The organism is Mycobacterium sp. Aquia_216, assembly GCF_026723865.1.
Lineage (GTDB): Bacteria > Actinomycetota > Actinomycetes > Mycobacteriales > Mycobacteriaceae > Mycobacterium.
On sequence record NZ_CP113530.1, the window covers coordinates 58,907 to 73,942 of the forward strand.

The following is a 15,036-nucleotide window of genomic DNA, read 5'->3' on the forward strand; positions in this document are numbered from 1 at the left end:
CGCCAGAGCGTTTTGCCTGGTCGTGGCCGTTTAATCATTGCTGCTCCTGGCCCGGATCGTGGTTTGGCTCGTTTTGATTCGTGTCTTTTCCCACGGCGTGGGGGAGTAGTTCGCACGTTCTTGCAGCAGCTGCAGGTACGCGGAATCGATGTGATTCCATTCGTTTCGCGCCTTGTCTGCAGCGTGTAATTCGAAGCCCGCGACTGCACACGCCCATGCGATCTCGAGGTGGCGTTTGAGTTCGCACTGGGCTGTCGCGGCGGCGCGATAGGACGTGACATCAGGATGCTGGCCGGTCTCTAAGCCGGCGGCACGGCTGAATTCGAAGGCGAGGCTCCAGCCCGCAGGGCTGGCGGCGAGCGCCGTCACTCCGGATGCGTATTGCCCAGCTAACAGCGGAAGGAGTTTGTCGCGCGGCGGCGGGCTGGCGACCAGTCGCGGACATGCGGCGCGGCGTGCTTTCGTCGCGGCGGTACGCAGCTTCGGCGAGTGCTCGGGCGCGGGCTGCGGCGCTGCCTCGGGGCTAGTTTCGCGGGCGCCAGGCGACGCCGCGGGATAGTAGACAAGCCCACCCTGCAGTGGATCGATCGACGCAACCACCGCACCGTCGACCGCGGTTGGCGACATGACCGCGTGGCGCTGAAAATCGGGTCCGAAGAGGGCTTGCGGGTCGATGATCTCCACGCCTTCGGAGGCCGCCTGCTGGCGTGCGCGGCGCTCGACGAGAATACGTTCGGCGGCACGCTTGGGGGTTGTGCCTGCGACCACCAACGCATAGGCGGCGAGCTGGTCGGCGTGCCGATGTGCTGTCCCTTGCTCGAGGTCGGTCTCTTGCTGCCAGGGCCGTGCGGGTCCGAACGGCAGCTTGCCGGCGAGCTCGGCGGCTTCGGTGGATCTGATCTTGCCTTGCTCGACTGCGTTGAGCACCTCGGGGGCTAGCAGTAAAAGGCTGAGCCGGCGCGAGACTGTGGATTGGTTGACTCCGAGTTTCTCAGCAATCGCGCGCTGGCCGAGGCCGGCTTCGCTGTAGTGGGCGAACATTTCTGCCTGCTGCAGCTCGGTCAGGTCCTCACGGCCAAGGTTCTCGATCGTCATGGCGTCGAGGTCGCCGCCATCGGCGAGCACAGCGTCGTCAACGACTGCGGGAATCGTCTCCAGCCCGGCGGCAAGGGCGGCCGCGCGGCGCCGATGCCCGTAGATAATCACGTAGTGAGCGTCGGGGCCGATCGCGGCTTCCAGTGTTGGGCGCGCCTGAACGAATGCCGTACGGGAGACAAGAAGGATGGGTACTTGCACGCCGGCGGCGCGGACCGAATCCACCAATTCCGTCCACCGGGAGCTCTCCGGCTGTGGGGCAGACCTGATCGGGTCGTTGTATGGATGGGGGGCGATCGCAGCGGTCGGCGCCTCGACGAATCGCTGCCCGTCGGCGGCGGCAAGGGAAGCGAGCCCCGCGGTGATGCCCCCAGAAGTGTTGATGTTCTTGGCGGCCGCTAAGAACTGTTCACTGTCGGAGCCACCGGCGTAACGGGCTAGCCTGTTCGCCGTCTTGCGGCCACCGGTTCCGCGCGTGAGCCGCTTGCCAACTGCGGAAGATCCGGTTGTCGTCATTCGCAACCTCCAAGCATTCAATACATGTACTGCGTCAGGGTAGGGCGTGGAAGGTGGTTCTCAGCGAACAACACGCGTGCACTCGGTGAAATTGCTGAGGATTTCGTACCGATCGGCCGGGACGGCCTCGGCATCGAACAGGGTGATGCACGGTGCATCACTAGCCGTGCCGGTGCGCAGAAGCGGGGCCCGCTGCCCCAGTATTGCAGCACCGATGGTCTGCGGCATGTTGAAGCGGCGACCGAGCGCCTTGGTGAGTGCGCGGTGGGCACACGTCGTCGCGTAACCACCGTCACGCTGACGGTCGGCACACGTCGCCGTTGCCTCGGGTGAAAGTCAGCCCGTGAGACATTCGGCGGCCGCCGGACCCCCCTGGCGCTGAGCGTGTCCTTCCAGGATCCGTCCCACCGTGCTGTGATGCAGATTATGGCGTCGGCTGATAGTGCTCGGCGCGGTCCCCGCCGCTTTTTCCGCCAACACCGCAGCCACAATCGCCGGGTCTTTGGACGTCACCCCGTCGCGCACCAATTGGTCGGCCGCCAAGCGCCAGTGCTTGATGTCGATACCATCGCCGGGCGCAGCCGGTGACGCCGAAACCGCTGCCAGGGACCGATTTACGCGCTCTGATGGCGCGCGATCGGATTCGCTTCGCGTAGCGGGGACAGGGGAGGGCGGCCCCGGAGTTGGCGGGGGAGCGGGCCGCTGGTCACCCGAGGCACTGCTGGGTGGTGGGAATGTCATCGCCGGTGTCGCTTGAGCCGACGGGAGAGCCGCCGTCGGCGCTACCTCGCGGACCTCTTTGACGTCTCCGGCGGCCGATCGGGCGATCGACTCGGAGCGTGGGGGAGAAAGCGACAGCAGCGACAGCGTGGAGTTAGCGATCGACACATCGATCGCCACCGGCCATAACCACGCCCGCGACGGCGCCATGCCCAGCGCGACGGCCAGGTCACGCAAAGCATCGAAAGAAAGAATGAACGCGCACCCTGCCAGGGCAAAGGTCATAGCCAGCGCGAGCCAGTAGACGAAGCCGACACGGCGGGTCTTGACCAGCAGTGCAACGGAGTGAGTGGCTCCCAGAAGCACCGCCGGCGGCACCACGGCCGCCGCTGCGGCCAGTCGAACGGTGCCCGGCGGTGCGGTCAACACGGCGTGAGCCACATTGCCGGCGACCGAGACGGTGGTCGCCAAAAACAGCCACGTCCAGAAGAAACGCACCGCTCCGCGCGTTTCCTTGGTGGTTCCGTCGGCAACCATCGATCACCTTCCCGCCGTCTGCATCATCCCGATGGCCCGCAGTCGGGGACTTATCGGAAGCTGACCTCTTTAGCGTATGGCCGCCAGAGTGCTTCACATGCACAACTTTCGGTGTCCCTGGCGCGCGGCCGCGTACCGGGTGATCACTGCGCGCAAGTGCAACGGACACATGCGCGCTCTTTGGTTGCGTGGAAGAAAGCCTATGTGTACGAACCTGATTGCTAACTGATGAACGGACGGGAATGAATTATGTTCGACGCCAGGGATGCTCGTCGAGCATCGTGGTGACGAGCATCACGAGTTCAGCTTCTCCGTTGTTGCGCAGCTGCTCGGTTATGGACTCGATCCGTTGCAGCAGAGCGCCATACGCATTGGCCGCGGCCGCGACATAGTTCTCGGCTGCCTGGGCCTCCCAGACTGAGCTATAGCGCGAGGGCAGCGTGCGCAGCTCTTCGGACAAGCCCCGGGCCTGCTCTTGAACCGTACCCGACAGGCTGCGCACCAGTTCTGCATCGTTTCCCGCTTGTGGCCGCCCACCATCTGCAGTCGCGGCGGCCTCAAGCAGATAATCGATTTGGCGCACCGTGGACAGGGCCTCTTCGATGGGGCCGGTGTGCCCGCGGAGCTGCACCGGAGGGACCGGGACGCTCAACAAGGATTCGGTGGAAGCCGCGTCGTTCACCGCGGCTAGGCGGATCTCCTCCCGTTCGGCGTGAATCCGTGCAATTTCGGTGTGCACGGCCTCGTTAGCGGCGGTAATCGTTGCGTTCGCCTGCCGGCGGGCTTCAGCAACGTGCGCGGCGGCCTCGGCACGCACCTCCTCCTCTTTGGCCTGCGCACGTCTCATCGCCTCCTGCGCTGCGTCGCGGGCCTTGGCTATCTGCGCTTGAGCGGTCTCCTGCGCTGCAGCGATCTCTCCGCTGGCCTGGCCTCGCGCCGCCGCCACCGCATCCGCGGCATCGGCGCGCACCTGCTCGAGTTCCCCACGCACCTGCTGCACTCGATGTTCGGCGCCCTGGCGCTCGGTGGCCCGCTCGGCCATGCGCTGCTGGGCCCGTTCCTCTGCGGCCCGCACCTCCTCGCGGGCCCCGGCTACCTCGGCCTCGGCGTCGGCGCGCACTCGGGCCAGCTCGTCTCGCAATTCTTGGACCGTCCGCTCGGCCGCCGCCCTCTCAGCGGTTCGCTCAGCCAACCTTTCTTCGGCGCGCGCTTCAGCGGCGGTGAGTGCTTCGCGCGCCGCCGCAGCGTCGGCGGCAGCCTCGGCGCGGACCTGTTGGAGTTCGCCACGCAGCATGTCCAACCGCTGTTGGGCTGCGGCCCGTTCCTCGGCGCGTTGTGCGTCTTTGCGTGCGCTTTCAGCTTCGATCGCTCTGACGCGTTCACGCGCTGCGGCAGCCGCCTGTGCCGACTGCTCGGCTTCAGCGCGCGCCGCGTCCGCGGCCAAGGCCGCGTCTCGACGATCTTGGTCAGCTTTGTCGGCCCGGCGCTCGGCGAGCACCCGCCGGTGGTCGGCTTGCACGAGCTGCTGGACGATCGAAAGCCGTTTGGGCGCCGGGCCGAACCGCCGGCGGCCTTCAGCGAGGTCCGCTTCACTTATCGCCGTGACCGCGGCGACTTCGGGGGGTGCCGCGATGCCGCTTCGGCGTGTGGCATCCAGGGCGGCCTGCGCCGCCTGTTTGGTCAACGACGCCCACTGGTCGACGTCGAGTTCTTCGATCTGCTGCACCAGCGTCGTCATGGCCGGCGCCGCCTTCCGGAGGTCGGCACCTTAGGGGCCGGCGCGTTCGATTCCTCACTGACGCCCGCGTCAGCGTCGGGGGCACCATTGGATTCCGGCGGCGCAAGGGGCGCCGCATCGGTTGCCGCTGCATCGACAGACCCGAAGGTGGCCGGGGCGCCGCTTTGCTTAGCCAGCACACGTGAGAGCTGACTGAGTTGAACCGCCGCCGCCTTGGCCAACGTGGCATCGCCGAGCTTCTCAGCGTCGTCGTGGATGCCCTGCAGGACGGTCAACGCCAATTCGGGCCCAAAGCCCACCGTGGCGCCCTCGTTGGCGGCAGGTTCAATGCCGCCCTTATCCACCACCCACGCGAGCCTCTCCCGGCATTCTCTGAGTCGTTGAGCCCGTAGCTCGTCTTGGTGCACCCCCTCGTGGTGGCGTTCTTGCTGTTCGGTCAGCGTCTGGTGTCGCTTGGCAGCACTGCGTACGGCGAAGACCAGCACAGCCGCCACGATCACGGCGGCAAGAAGTGCTGCTAGACCGCCGAATCCCGCTGAGGTGAGAAACTCACGCGCGGGCGGCAGCGCCGGCATCCCTTGCGGCAGGGACAATGATTCCGCTAGCAGATGGGGGCATGAGCCAGTCATCAAAAGCTCCTCTGAACTGCGGTCGGTGTGGGTTTACAGGACGCGTGACCCAAAGCCGTCACGAGGACGGCTTTGCGGAGAGCAGTGATTGCCGGCACGAGCATCGCCTCAGTGGGGACCGGGGACTGAGGGCGCAAACCAGCCAGGCAAATACTCGACGTAGCCGTAGGGGGCCTTTTCGCCGGCGGGGAGGTGGATCACGTCCCGGACGTCGATCGGCTGTTTCGGTGGCGGCCACGCGGCTTGCCCTCCGTAGGACGGGTCGGGGGCGAAGATCCCTGGCGCCAACTCCTTGGTGCCGTACGGCCCGAGTTCGTGCGGTCCCAGTCGGGTAAGCGCGGAGTTATCCAGTGGAAACTTCGCCGGCGGTGGCCCCGACATCGACGTGTCCTCGGGATACCACAGGCCAGGACCAATCTGCTTGGTGCCATACGGGGCCTTTTCTCCCGGACCAACCGCGATGATTTTCGACAGGTCGATCCAGTAGCGGGGATCTTTGCCGTGTGGTGGCTGTTCCCCGGGCGCCGGGGAGTCCGGCAGCGGGTCCTGCCCGAAGCCGGCGCCTTGCGCCTGGCCGCCGCTGTGGTAGTCGAGGGCGCGGATTTGTCCGGCCAGGGTGCTCGATTGCTGCTGGGTGGTGTTGAGCACGGTGTTGGCGGCCGAGACCTGGCTGCGCAGGCCTTGGAGCAGGGTGCGTTGCGCGGCGGGGGAGCGGGCCGCGGGTGCGGCTTGGGCCAGGGCACGGGTTTGGTTGGTGATCGTGTCGAGTTGGCCGGCGCCGGTCTGGTTGAGTAGTGCTGCGCTGCTGAGGTTTTGGTGCAGGGCGGTGTCGTTGTGTCCGTTGCTGGTGAGCCGTGTGGTGGCGTCGTTGACAAATCCGCGGTGCTCGTCGACGAGGTCTCCGGTCATCACCGATGCGCGGGCGCCGGCGCTTTGCACGATTTGCGCGCCGGACTCCAGCGAGGGCTCCGTCGGGGCAGGCGGTTGGGGGCTGGACCCGAACAGCGTCCGGGCCCGCTGCACCACCGCCACCGCGTCTGCGGCTACCTGCTCAATCGACACATCCGCATTATCACCCGCCCACCACCACTGAAAAGTCACTTTTTCGCGCACAAGCGAGGGCGCAGCGGGCGTCAGGCCCTGCTCGCCGTCTTCGCGGCCCGGTCGTCAGCGTTGAGCGATGATGCTCGGTGTGATCGGCGCAGGTGCTGCGCCGCCCACCACGGAGCCATTAACGAAGGTGAACTGCCCTCCACAGTCCCCGGGCATGTAGTACTGCACCGTGGGGTTGGCCGCCGACAGGGTCGCAATTTGCGGCAGCGACATCGGTTGCCACGGGCCGATATGCGGGGGCGGATTCAGGCCCGCCAGCCCACCCGTGCTCACGCCGCCGAGTTCACCGGTGATCTCGTTAGGGGCCTTGGGAGCCCAGATCGCGCCGCCGAGGTTGAGCCGAGTAAACCGTTGGGCGTCGTAGCTGAATTGCACCCACTGCTGTCGGTGACCGTCTATGGGATCGACTCGGGTGTAGCCGGTGTAATCGGCGCCGGAGATCCGGAACTTGTATTGCTCCTCAAGATCGGCCATCGGGGGAGCGCTGTCATCTGCCCACGTCTTCCCGCCGGGCACATAAAAGCCGCTCGGTCCGCCTTCTGGCATATCCGCCAGCGACCGGTGCCCCGTCCACGGCGGCGGGGGAGTGTTGCCCACGTAGGGCGGGGGGATCACATCTTGCCAATACCCGAACCGCTCATCACCGACAAACGGATTCCGCGGGTCGATCGCGACCGGAGGTATCGCCGGATTGGGTGAGCCATGCTTGTCGTCGACGAGCTGGACATGACTATTCGGATCAGTCGCCCCGCCGCTGTGGTAGTCGAGGGCGCGGATTTGTCCGGCCAGGGTGCTCGATTGCTGCTGGGTGGTGTTGAGCACGGTGTTGGCGGCCGAGACCTGGCTGCGCAGGCCTTGGAGCAGGGTGCGTTGCGCGGCGGGGGAGCGGGCCGCGGGTGCGGCTTGGGCCAGGGCACGGGTTTGGTTGGTGATCGTGTCGAGTTGGCCGGCGCCGGTCTGGTTGAGTAGTGCTGCGCTGCTGAGGTTTTGGTGCAGGGCGGTGTCGTTGTGTCCGTTGCTGGTGAGCCGTGTGGTGGCGTCGTTGACAAATCCGCGGTGCTCGTCGACGAGGTCTCCGGTCATCACCGATGCGCGGGCGCCGGCGCTTTGCACGATTTGCGCGCCGGACTCCAGCGAGGGCTCCGTCGGGGCAGGCGGTTGGGGGCTGGACCCGAACAGCGTCCGGGCCCGCTGCACCACCGCCACCGCGTCTGCGGCTACCTGCTCAATCGACACATCCGCATTATCACCCATCTGCTACCTCCAGCTAATCGCTAATTGTGATCAGCGCAGTCCTCACGACAGCGCCCACCAGCCGGGGAAGCACTTCCGGGCATCGGGTAGAGCAAGCTGCGCGCTCGGCGTCCTTCCCGACGTGGTGCCCGGCCGCACCCGCATGCCAAGCTGGTCCACGTGCACTTCGACACCGCGACCAGCCGATGAGTCGCCGACGCAACTCCCTGCCCTGGGCGGCCACGAGCATGCCTGTCATCCGGCGCCAGTGGTGCTATGCCATGGAGGCGGCCGCGGGGATTAGCTTCGATGAACACATGGCCCCGCTCCCTCCTGAGGCCTCCGCCGGGGAGGTGGCCCAGGCGAAGAAGATCGAGAGGTTGGTGGCCAAGTTCGCTGCCACTGCCGAAGTTATTAGGGCCGAGGCGCAGGCATTGCGCGGCGCTGAACTGTACTGGGTCTCCCGCGACATGGTCGACGTCGTGCTCGAGGCGGCCGACTCGCTTCCTGAGTGGACGCCGGCCCTCGCCATGCCGGCGAGTACAGGGCTGCTGTGTTGGGCAAAATCAGCGGGCACCGTGGCCGCCGGCATGCCGGTCCGCGACGTGGCGGAGGCCGACTTGAACAATCCCCGGTTCCAGCCGACGATGTTCACCGACAACACGGCCACAGTGACTGAGGTCGCGTGGGATGGGGTCTGTTGGTGGAGTCGACCGGATATTGGTGTGCTGCAACTAGTTCCGTGCTCACGTGACGATCAGGGAGACTACTCACTACAACTCGCCAAGACCACCTCGCCGCTCTGGGCGGCGCACAGCATCATGATCAACCCGGACGTGCCGCGCACCGAAGAAGTGAACGGCACCGAGACCGCCTACCCATTCGTTAGTGCGGTGGGGGCGGCCTGGCTCTTGATGGCCCAGGCCAATGTGGCTGAAACGCGGACCATCAACGACCCTGCGATACCGCGGACCCAGCCCGACCCACTCACCGACACCGATGCTGCGGGCTCGGCGCCGGCGCCGGCGAGGCGCCCATCGACCGTCACGATCATCGACCTTCGCGCCAAACCCCTTGCCGCCGAACGCGGTCCCGAGTCCGGGCACGCCTACTCCCACCGGTTTCCTGTATCAGGTCACTGGCGGCAGCAAGCCTGTGGACCCGGACACAGCCAACGGAAACCGCGCTACATCGGCAGCTTTATCAAGGGCCCAGAGGGCGCCCCACTGATCGCGCCGAAAACCCGAGTCCACGTTCTCCGCCCGCCGCGCCAACCCTGACCGCGCGCCCGCACAGGCAGAGCTCTGAGGCCTGCAGTCCAAGACAATTCGCGAGCAGACAGCGCACGCCGCGCGTCGAGGTAGGCGGGCGTCCACCGCGATCCGTCGGCCACGCGGTTAGGCCAGTTAAGGCAGGCGCTATGGACGCGGCGCGGTGAATGCAGCTGTGAGCAGCCGGGGTTTTTTGCCCGGTCTCAGTGAGTTTGGTGGTCGCATCTACGGGAGATCTTGTTCCGCGAGCCTTAAAACGGGAGCGGCGATGCTTGGACCAGAATCTCTCGGGCAACGGTGATCGCGTCGCGCGCGTCGGCTTCCGGCAAGTGCGAACCTGCATGGGTGGCCGCGTTTCGCCGTTCAATGAGCCGAGACCGATAATTCAGCGGGAGGGTTCCGCCGCAATCGCGTGTCCAGTACTCACATAGTTTGCCGAGCATCCTGTGGGCGCGCAGCTCACCGTCAATATCGGCGTGGCCAGCAGCAGCGAGGTGGGTTCGGATAAGAGCAGTGACAGCGAGTTCCGCTGCCAAGCCGGCATCGAGCACCGCCCGCCGATAGTCCTGCCCCAGGCACAAGGAATTCGCATCGCGAATGAGTAGCCATTCGGCGGGGGGCGGTCCGTGGAGCTGCGCGTGGTCGATGCAGAGCTGTAGTTGTCGGGCGGTAATTGGTCTGTAGTTCGGCCACACCACAGCGAAGGCGCTCGACCCGACCGGAAGAATGCCGCCGGCACGGAGCGGCCGGCCCTGCAACGTGTAGAGACGCGACCACAGTGTGACACCGCTGAATTTGATTCCCGGTTGGACGCTACCGATTCGGGACAAATCTTGACCATGCACCACTTCGATCCAGGCGCTTATCGCGACCCACCATGCAGGCATTGCATCGGCGATTCTGCGGCCGGTGTCCCGCACAGCGTCGTCGTCGCCGCCGACCGTCAGTGAGATCCCGATTCGGCGGATGTTTGCCGCTGTTGGTGTCGTGAAGCCGTCCGCCCTTGTCACGATGCGACCCCAGAACGGCGCCAGCTCAGGTTGGCTGCTGAGCAGGTCCTCGCGTTCTGAATAGTGCCACGAGGGCGCCGACAGTTCCTCGGGGGACCGACTTCCTCCGTTAACGGATGGCAGGCTCAGAACTAAGGCTTCACCAGCAACGACCGCTGAGTACTTCGCCTGGAGAGCGGCGATGTCGACGGTGAACTGGACCGGACATTCGTAGTAGCCCTCGACCACACGCGTCTTGACAGGCTCCACACGCCGAGCCTAGGCCCCGCACTTCTAAATCGCGGGTGTTTCCACACCCGCGTCCGCGGCGGTGATGACAATTCAATCCAGGGTTGAGCGCGCACGAGCTGGGGGGAGTTGACGCGGGAAGAGAGCCCAGATTTGGCCCGGCGCGCGAAGCGCCCCGGAGGGTATGGGGCCGGCTCCCTGCGACCCGTCATCGGCTGACAACTTTGAGGTAGACGACAGATTTGAGAAGGCCCCAAAGTCGCGTCAAAGTGCGGCGGGCGTGATTCTCGCGGGTAGTCAGGCCCCACGTCTCGGGGCGTAATAATAAGCAGCACAGCTGGCTACCATCGGCGTATGTCGCCGCGCCGCCCTGCCGCATCTGAGCTCGGCATCCTCGTCACCACCGACGAACAGATGCAGGTGGTGCCACTTGCTGATCACCTACGGGCCGATGAGATCGGCGCCAACCCGATCGACACCATCACGGCCCGGTCCAACGTAGTGTTTTGGTTCAATACCACCGCCCAGTCAGCGGTCAACAAGATGGCAACGCTAAACCTGTACGCCGCGAGTGGGCTCTCGGCGCATGCGGTGCCGCTATTGCGCGGGACCGTGCTTATCACGGGAATCAATCCGGCGGGAGATCCAATCGGCCTCTCACGCCAACAACTCGGCCTTTTGCAAACCGGCCCGGCGCCGGGCTGGTGGGCACGATTCGTCTTGCAAAGCCGCGCGCAACGCTCCCACTGCCGCCGACCCCGCTAACCGAGATCATTGATCTAAGGTCGGCCTGAGTCGGGAAAGCCCGCGCCGGAAGTCGTCCCAGGCCGCGCGATCCGCAGCCGTATTTCTAGCTTTGAGGCGCCGGCGCAGCGCACGGCCATCGAGACCGTAGCGCCAACCGAGCACCCATTGATCACGGCCTCGGGCCTGGTATGAGGCGATTCGCGACATCTGCTGCCGTGTCAGACCGGCAAGCCCCCCGTACACGTCATGTGATGTGAGCACGACACGGCCCCGCAAGAGCGGAACTGTGCGCGCCGTCAACTCCGTCGCCGCCAACAGCAGTTCGGTCGCAGGCCGGTTCACCGTCTGAGACATCAGCTCCACCGACCCAAACCAGAAGTCTAAATGACCGAAAATGCTTCTGGTGGAGAGACTTTCGACTCGCCCGGCGCTCAGAAACGCCGCGATGTCATCTTCACACGCCGCCTGCACCACGGCCAACCCCTCAGGATGCAGGTATTGGTACGTCGGGTTGACGAAGATCGCGATCGACCCGGCCTCTTCCATGTGTTGATTCTCCCATCTCAGTCCACCAGCGAACGGCAGTCTTTTCGGCTGACGATCGCCAGCGTCGACAAGCTCGGTGGCTTCGATCCCACGGCGACTAGGGCCGGCGCAGCAGAGTTGGGACATCGATTTCCAGGGGTGGAGGCTGCTTCGAGATCACCGCCCACAGCTGACCGTCCTTGGTGTACTCGGCGCCCGCGGCCACCGAGGCGCTCGAATCCGCAGCCAGGCGCACGATCGCCCGGGCGAAATCGCCGGGCCCGGTCCCGGGAAACCCGCTGTGAAGGCCGCCTTGGTCAGGATGGGGGAGCGGCCACAGCGTATTGGAGCCGTCCCGGAAGAACGCGACGTCGATGCCCAGTAACACGACGGACTTGGCGGGACCTTCAGCGGGCACCCGCGTACCCACCGTCGCGTGCACCGCGCCGTTGACGGTCTGCACCGCCCAACAATCAGGGTTTAACGGGTCGCGAAGCCAGCATCTGATAGGTACTCGGCCGGCCTCGTGGGCCACGAGATGGTCACCGAGCTCTCGCGGCCCGGTGGCGGGTTCCAGTCGCCGATCGGCCCACTCACGTGCCCAGGGGTGCGTTTCGGTTGGCGATACCGGTGAGATCTTCCATCGAATCTGTGGCACTTTCGTTCATGCTGCGATTCTTCCTCCCAGGCCTGACACCCCGCACGGTTTCATGGTGTTCTTCCGGGCCCGTCGCACTCGAGGTCCTGTCGCGCACGATCAGAGTTCGCCTGCAGGGGAAGCCCGTGGCAGATTCCGCTGTGCTCGGCCGCGTACCGTTATGCTTCTTCAGTCTCGGCCTCGGTGAAAGCCCTTGCGGCGCCAGGTTTTCCCGGAACACAGACAAGCCAGCTCAGGGAATCCAGTCGTACCAGCGGTTCCCGCGGCGGAATGCGAATCGAGTGAGCACCATCGGACACGATTTGGGCCTTCCCCTCATACCTTCAGTCAATCCCTTGCGGCGGTGGTTCGATCGCCCTTGCGCTTCAAGCACGCCGGTGAGCGTCAGGGAAACACTCACTTCCCATCTAACGAGTGGCTAGGGGCTAGCTTCGAGGCGCGCGTTTAAGACCTCGTCGTCCTGGTCTGAGGTGTTCAGCTGCCAATACACCGCGCCACCGGGTTCACGTCTCATGCGCGACACCACGCCGGTTCGCGCCAGGGCGCGTAGTTGAGGAAGAACGTAGGCGTGATGTTCGAAATTGTTAAATCCGGCCGCAGCGCATAATTCCGGTGTCGACGTCTCGCCGCCGGCGCCCGCCAAGGCAGCGATGAGGCGTTTGCGGACAATCACCGTTGCCGGGCTCACCGTTGCCATCTCACTCGCCCGAGTTTTCCGACGAGTCTGTTGTCGGCGCCAATACCTCAAGCATGACGGTTTTGATCGAGTCGCGTTGGCGCACAGTCAAGTTTGCGGCCCGCAAAAGACGACCACCCAGCATGTCGTTTGGACATGACTTCGCGATCGCTACCCAATTGGGCAGCTCGGGATGGCCGGGGTCGGCGGCAGGTCGAGACGCCGCCTCACGTACCTCTGTTACTTCTACGCGGCCATGGTGTGCATGCGCCACGGTGAACAGGATGGCCGCGAGCGGAACGACCGCACTCACTCGCCACACCACCGAGGCGTCTGTGGTGCCGTCGATGGCCAGTAACCGTTCGGCTTCCATCAACGCCGCCGAAGCATCATGAATTTCTTGCACGGTCGCTGTTCCTTCCTGATGACCCACGCTCCCACGTGTCGCGCAGTTGGACCTCGCAATTTTCCCTCACGGGGGTGACACCCTCTGGCGTGTGCGTTAGCACGTCGACGAGCTCGCCGCCGGCGTTGCCGGGCCCGCGCCGCAGGCGTGCGACTCTGCTTTATCTGGCGTAAGCTGCTACTGGCTGTTCCGCGCAGCTACCCCGAGCCGAATAGGCGCCCGTACCGGCCTTCGGTGCTTGAGGGCAAGGTCCGCTGGATCCGCGGTCGTTCTGCCGTCACTGTTGAGTGTTGGCATGAGTACGGGGCGTGCCGCATATTCCAGTGAGGAAGCAACGCTATGACCAAGTATTCAGCCCAGAAGAAAGCTGCGCGCGCGTACCAGCGACTGCGTCCCGGCACCCGATTTGCCGCTGCCTTAGCTGCCGTCACGACCCGCGGCGCCGGGCGCCCCGGTTGGCAAGTGGGCTACGCGCCGGCGATCCGGCGCCGAAGGAAAGAAGCTTCATGCTATTTCTGCGGACGTGACACGGCCATTGCGTCGTTCACCGACATGACAGACGATCCTGGCCGGGTGGCCGTGTATTGCGACAATTCGGACTGCGATGCGCGGGAGTTCGAGGTCGTGATTGTCGATGATGGCACTGCTGCCACGCGCAACCGTACCGATGTCCGCATTCTCGCCCACTTCCCGCCGCAATTCGTTGATCCGCTATGGGCCGGACCTGGTGAGGACTGGGCGGCAGGCACGCCGCCCTTCGCGCGTACCCGCGGCGGGCTCGTTGACTGCATGTTCTGCGGTGAGCGAAGCTGCCGACTGTCCCAAGGCGACATCGCCCATGACGATGGGCGTATCCGCTTGTGCTGCAGCAATAATCACTGCCAAGTTGGTGAGGTCGAGGTGTTGGTTATGCGCGACGAAGTCAGATCACTCGGTGAGGAGCGCCCTGATGTCAAAGCGCTCAACGCGCTGTTCGTCAGTCGCGCCGATCGGCTGGCTGCTGAGTTGCCGCCTGGGGCGCCGCGGATTTTCGCGTTCGCGGACTTCGCGGCGCCCGCCGACGGGGTCGATCCGTTGGCGATGCGTATCTCAGGTCCGGTTCCCTGGGACGGCGGGTAACTGCATCCCAACTCCAACGGGCCGGATGCGCAGGGCCGGCGTGAGGGGGAAATGACCCCCGGCTCTTGCGGGTTTGGCACCGTAGTTCTCGACGAGCCCTACGCGGTCGACACCGCGCGTAGGGCTCGTTTGGGGCGTCGAGGAATCCAGCCGGCGGCGATGGATCGATCGCTGAAGCTCTGCAGTCGCGAATGGGCGAAACGCGGTGCAGTCTAGGGGCCTATCGGGTGGACCCGCCCATTGATCACGTCAACCCCACGAGTCGCGCGACTACGCTCGCACGGTACGGGAGCACCCGCGCACGGTGCGCGAGGGACAGAACTCATCCCGCCCGACGGCCAGCTCCAACTCCGCAACACATGCAAATGTTGGCGTAGGTCGTGATGCACCACACCCGTGTCGCCGTGGGCGTCGAACTCCCCACCCGCTCCCATCCCCAGGCTGTGTAGGTGTCGCCCGTTGTCGGGTCGGTGGGAAGTCAAATGTGGTTGTTGCCCAGGCGGGTTCCATCGTCTGATACCACCCCGGATAGCGAGTGCTCACTGGACCGCCTTGCACCTAGCGCCCGCTGACAGCTCCACCGGCGCGCGCGGTCGCCGCGTCGGCCCCGATGTAGACAGCCCAACCATTCAGGAGAGTCTGGCCGCGGACCGCGACGAAGGCGTTGTGCAGCAATTCACTTGGGGAAAGTCGCACCCCCGAAAGGCAGCCACTTGGCTCGTTCCGGCCCGCGCAGGCCCTCCCTCTCACGGTCGGCGATCACCGTCGCGAGCCTATCGATCAATCCACCCGCAGGAGCCCTCGCGTCTGCATCG

General features: G+C 65.3%; 14 protein-coding genes. 3 read left to right on the forward strand and 11 right to left on the reverse strand.

Annotated features, from left to right (window positions below):
* Positions 1-30 precede the first annotated feature (30 nt).
* From OK015_RS28760 to OK015_RS28785, 6 genes are all read right to left on the reverse strand, one after another.
* Complete coding sequence (locus tag OK015_RS28760) at positions 31-1,611, reverse strand: ParB/RepB/Spo0J family partition protein (RefSeq protein WP_268133229.1); 1,581 nt, start codon at positions 1,609-1,611, stop codon at positions 31-33.
* Positions 1,612-1,947: 336 nt separating this feature from the next.
* Positions 1,948-2,868, reverse strand: a complete 921-nt coding sequence (locus OK015_RS28765; RefSeq protein WP_268133231.1) for a DUF2637 domain-containing protein — start codon at positions 2,866-2,868, stop codon at positions 1,948-1,950.
* Between the two features lie 247 nt (positions 2,869-3,115).
* The gene (locus OK015_RS28770; protein WP_268133233.1) at positions 3,116-4,606 is read right to left on the reverse strand and encodes a hypothetical protein; all 1,491 of its coding nucleotides are present in this window, start codon (positions 4,604-4,606) and stop codon (positions 3,116-3,118) included.
* Positions 4,603-5,235, reverse strand: coding sequence for a hypothetical protein (locus OK015_RS28775; protein ID WP_268133235.1), 633 nt, complete (start codon positions 5,233-5,235; stop codon positions 4,603-4,605). Before OK015_RS28775 ends, OK015_RS28770 begins: the two co-directional genes overlap by 4 nt.
* A 108-nt stretch (positions 5,236-5,343) precedes the next feature.
* Positions 5,344-6,297 (reverse strand): DUF4226 domain-containing protein, encoded by a 954-nt coding sequence (locus OK015_RS28780; RefSeq protein WP_268133237.1) that lies wholly within the window; start codon positions 6,295-6,297, stop codon positions 5,344-5,346.
* Between the two features lie 105 nt (positions 6,298-6,402).
* Entirely contained in the window at positions 6,403-7,602 is a 1,200-nt protein-coding gene (locus OK015_RS28785) for a hypothetical protein (RefSeq protein ID WP_268133239.1), read from the reverse strand.
* Between the two features lie 296 nt (positions 7,603-7,898).
* Here OK015_RS28785 and OK015_RS28790 point away from each other — a divergent pair, with 296 nt between their 5' ends.
* On the forward strand, positions 7,899-8,861 hold the full coding sequence (locus tag OK015_RS28790) for a hypothetical protein (protein ID WP_326498563.1): 963 nt from the start codon (positions 7,899-7,901) through the stop codon (positions 8,859-8,861).
* Positions 8,862-9,103: 242 nt separating this feature from the next.
* On the opposite strand, the gene OK015_RS28795 is transcribed toward OK015_RS28790, so the two are convergent.
* The gene (locus tag OK015_RS28795; protein ID WP_268133243.1) at positions 9,104-10,111 is read right to left on the reverse strand and encodes a hypothetical protein; all 1,008 of its coding nucleotides are present in this window, start codon (positions 10,109-10,111) and stop codon (positions 9,104-9,106) included.
* 333 nt (positions 10,112-10,444) lie between these two features.
* Here OK015_RS28795 and OK015_RS28800 point away from each other — a divergent pair, with 333 nt between their 5' ends.
* Positions 10,445-10,855, forward strand: a complete 411-nt coding sequence (locus tag OK015_RS28800; protein WP_268133245.1) for a hypothetical protein — start codon at positions 10,445-10,447, stop codon at positions 10,853-10,855.
* A gap of 6 nt (positions 10,856-10,861) precedes the next feature.
* Here OK015_RS28800 and OK015_RS28805 read toward each other — a convergent pair whose 3' ends face one another.
* The 4 genes from OK015_RS28805 to OK015_RS28820 form a co-directional block, all read right to left on the reverse strand.
* On the reverse strand, positions 10,862-11,383 hold the full coding sequence (locus OK015_RS28805; RefSeq protein WP_268133247.1) for a hypothetical protein: 522 nt from the start codon (positions 11,381-11,383) through the stop codon (positions 10,862-10,864).
* A 97-nt stretch (positions 11,384-11,480) separates the two neighbouring features.
* Positions 11,481-11,825, reverse strand: coding sequence for a hypothetical protein (locus OK015_RS28810; protein ID WP_268133249.1), 345 nt, complete (start codon positions 11,823-11,825; stop codon positions 11,481-11,483).
* A gap of 613 nt (positions 11,826-12,438) precedes the next feature.
* A complete protein-coding gene (locus OK015_RS28815) occupies positions 12,439-12,717 on the reverse strand; it encodes a hypothetical protein (protein WP_268133251.1) in 279 nt (92 codons plus the stop codon).
* 1 nt (position 12,718) lies between these two features.
* Entirely contained in the window at positions 12,719-13,102 is a 384-nt protein-coding gene (locus OK015_RS28820; RefSeq protein ID WP_268133253.1) for a hypothetical protein, read from the reverse strand.
* 552 nt (positions 13,103-13,654) lie between these two features.
* On the opposite strand from OK015_RS28820, the gene OK015_RS28825 reads away from it, so the two are divergent.
* The gene (locus tag OK015_RS28825; RefSeq protein WP_268133254.1) at positions 13,655-14,221 is read left to right on the forward strand and encodes a hypothetical protein; all 567 of its coding nucleotides are present in this window, start codon (positions 13,655-13,657) and stop codon (positions 14,219-14,221) included.
* Positions 14,222-15,036: the final 815 nt, after the last annotated feature.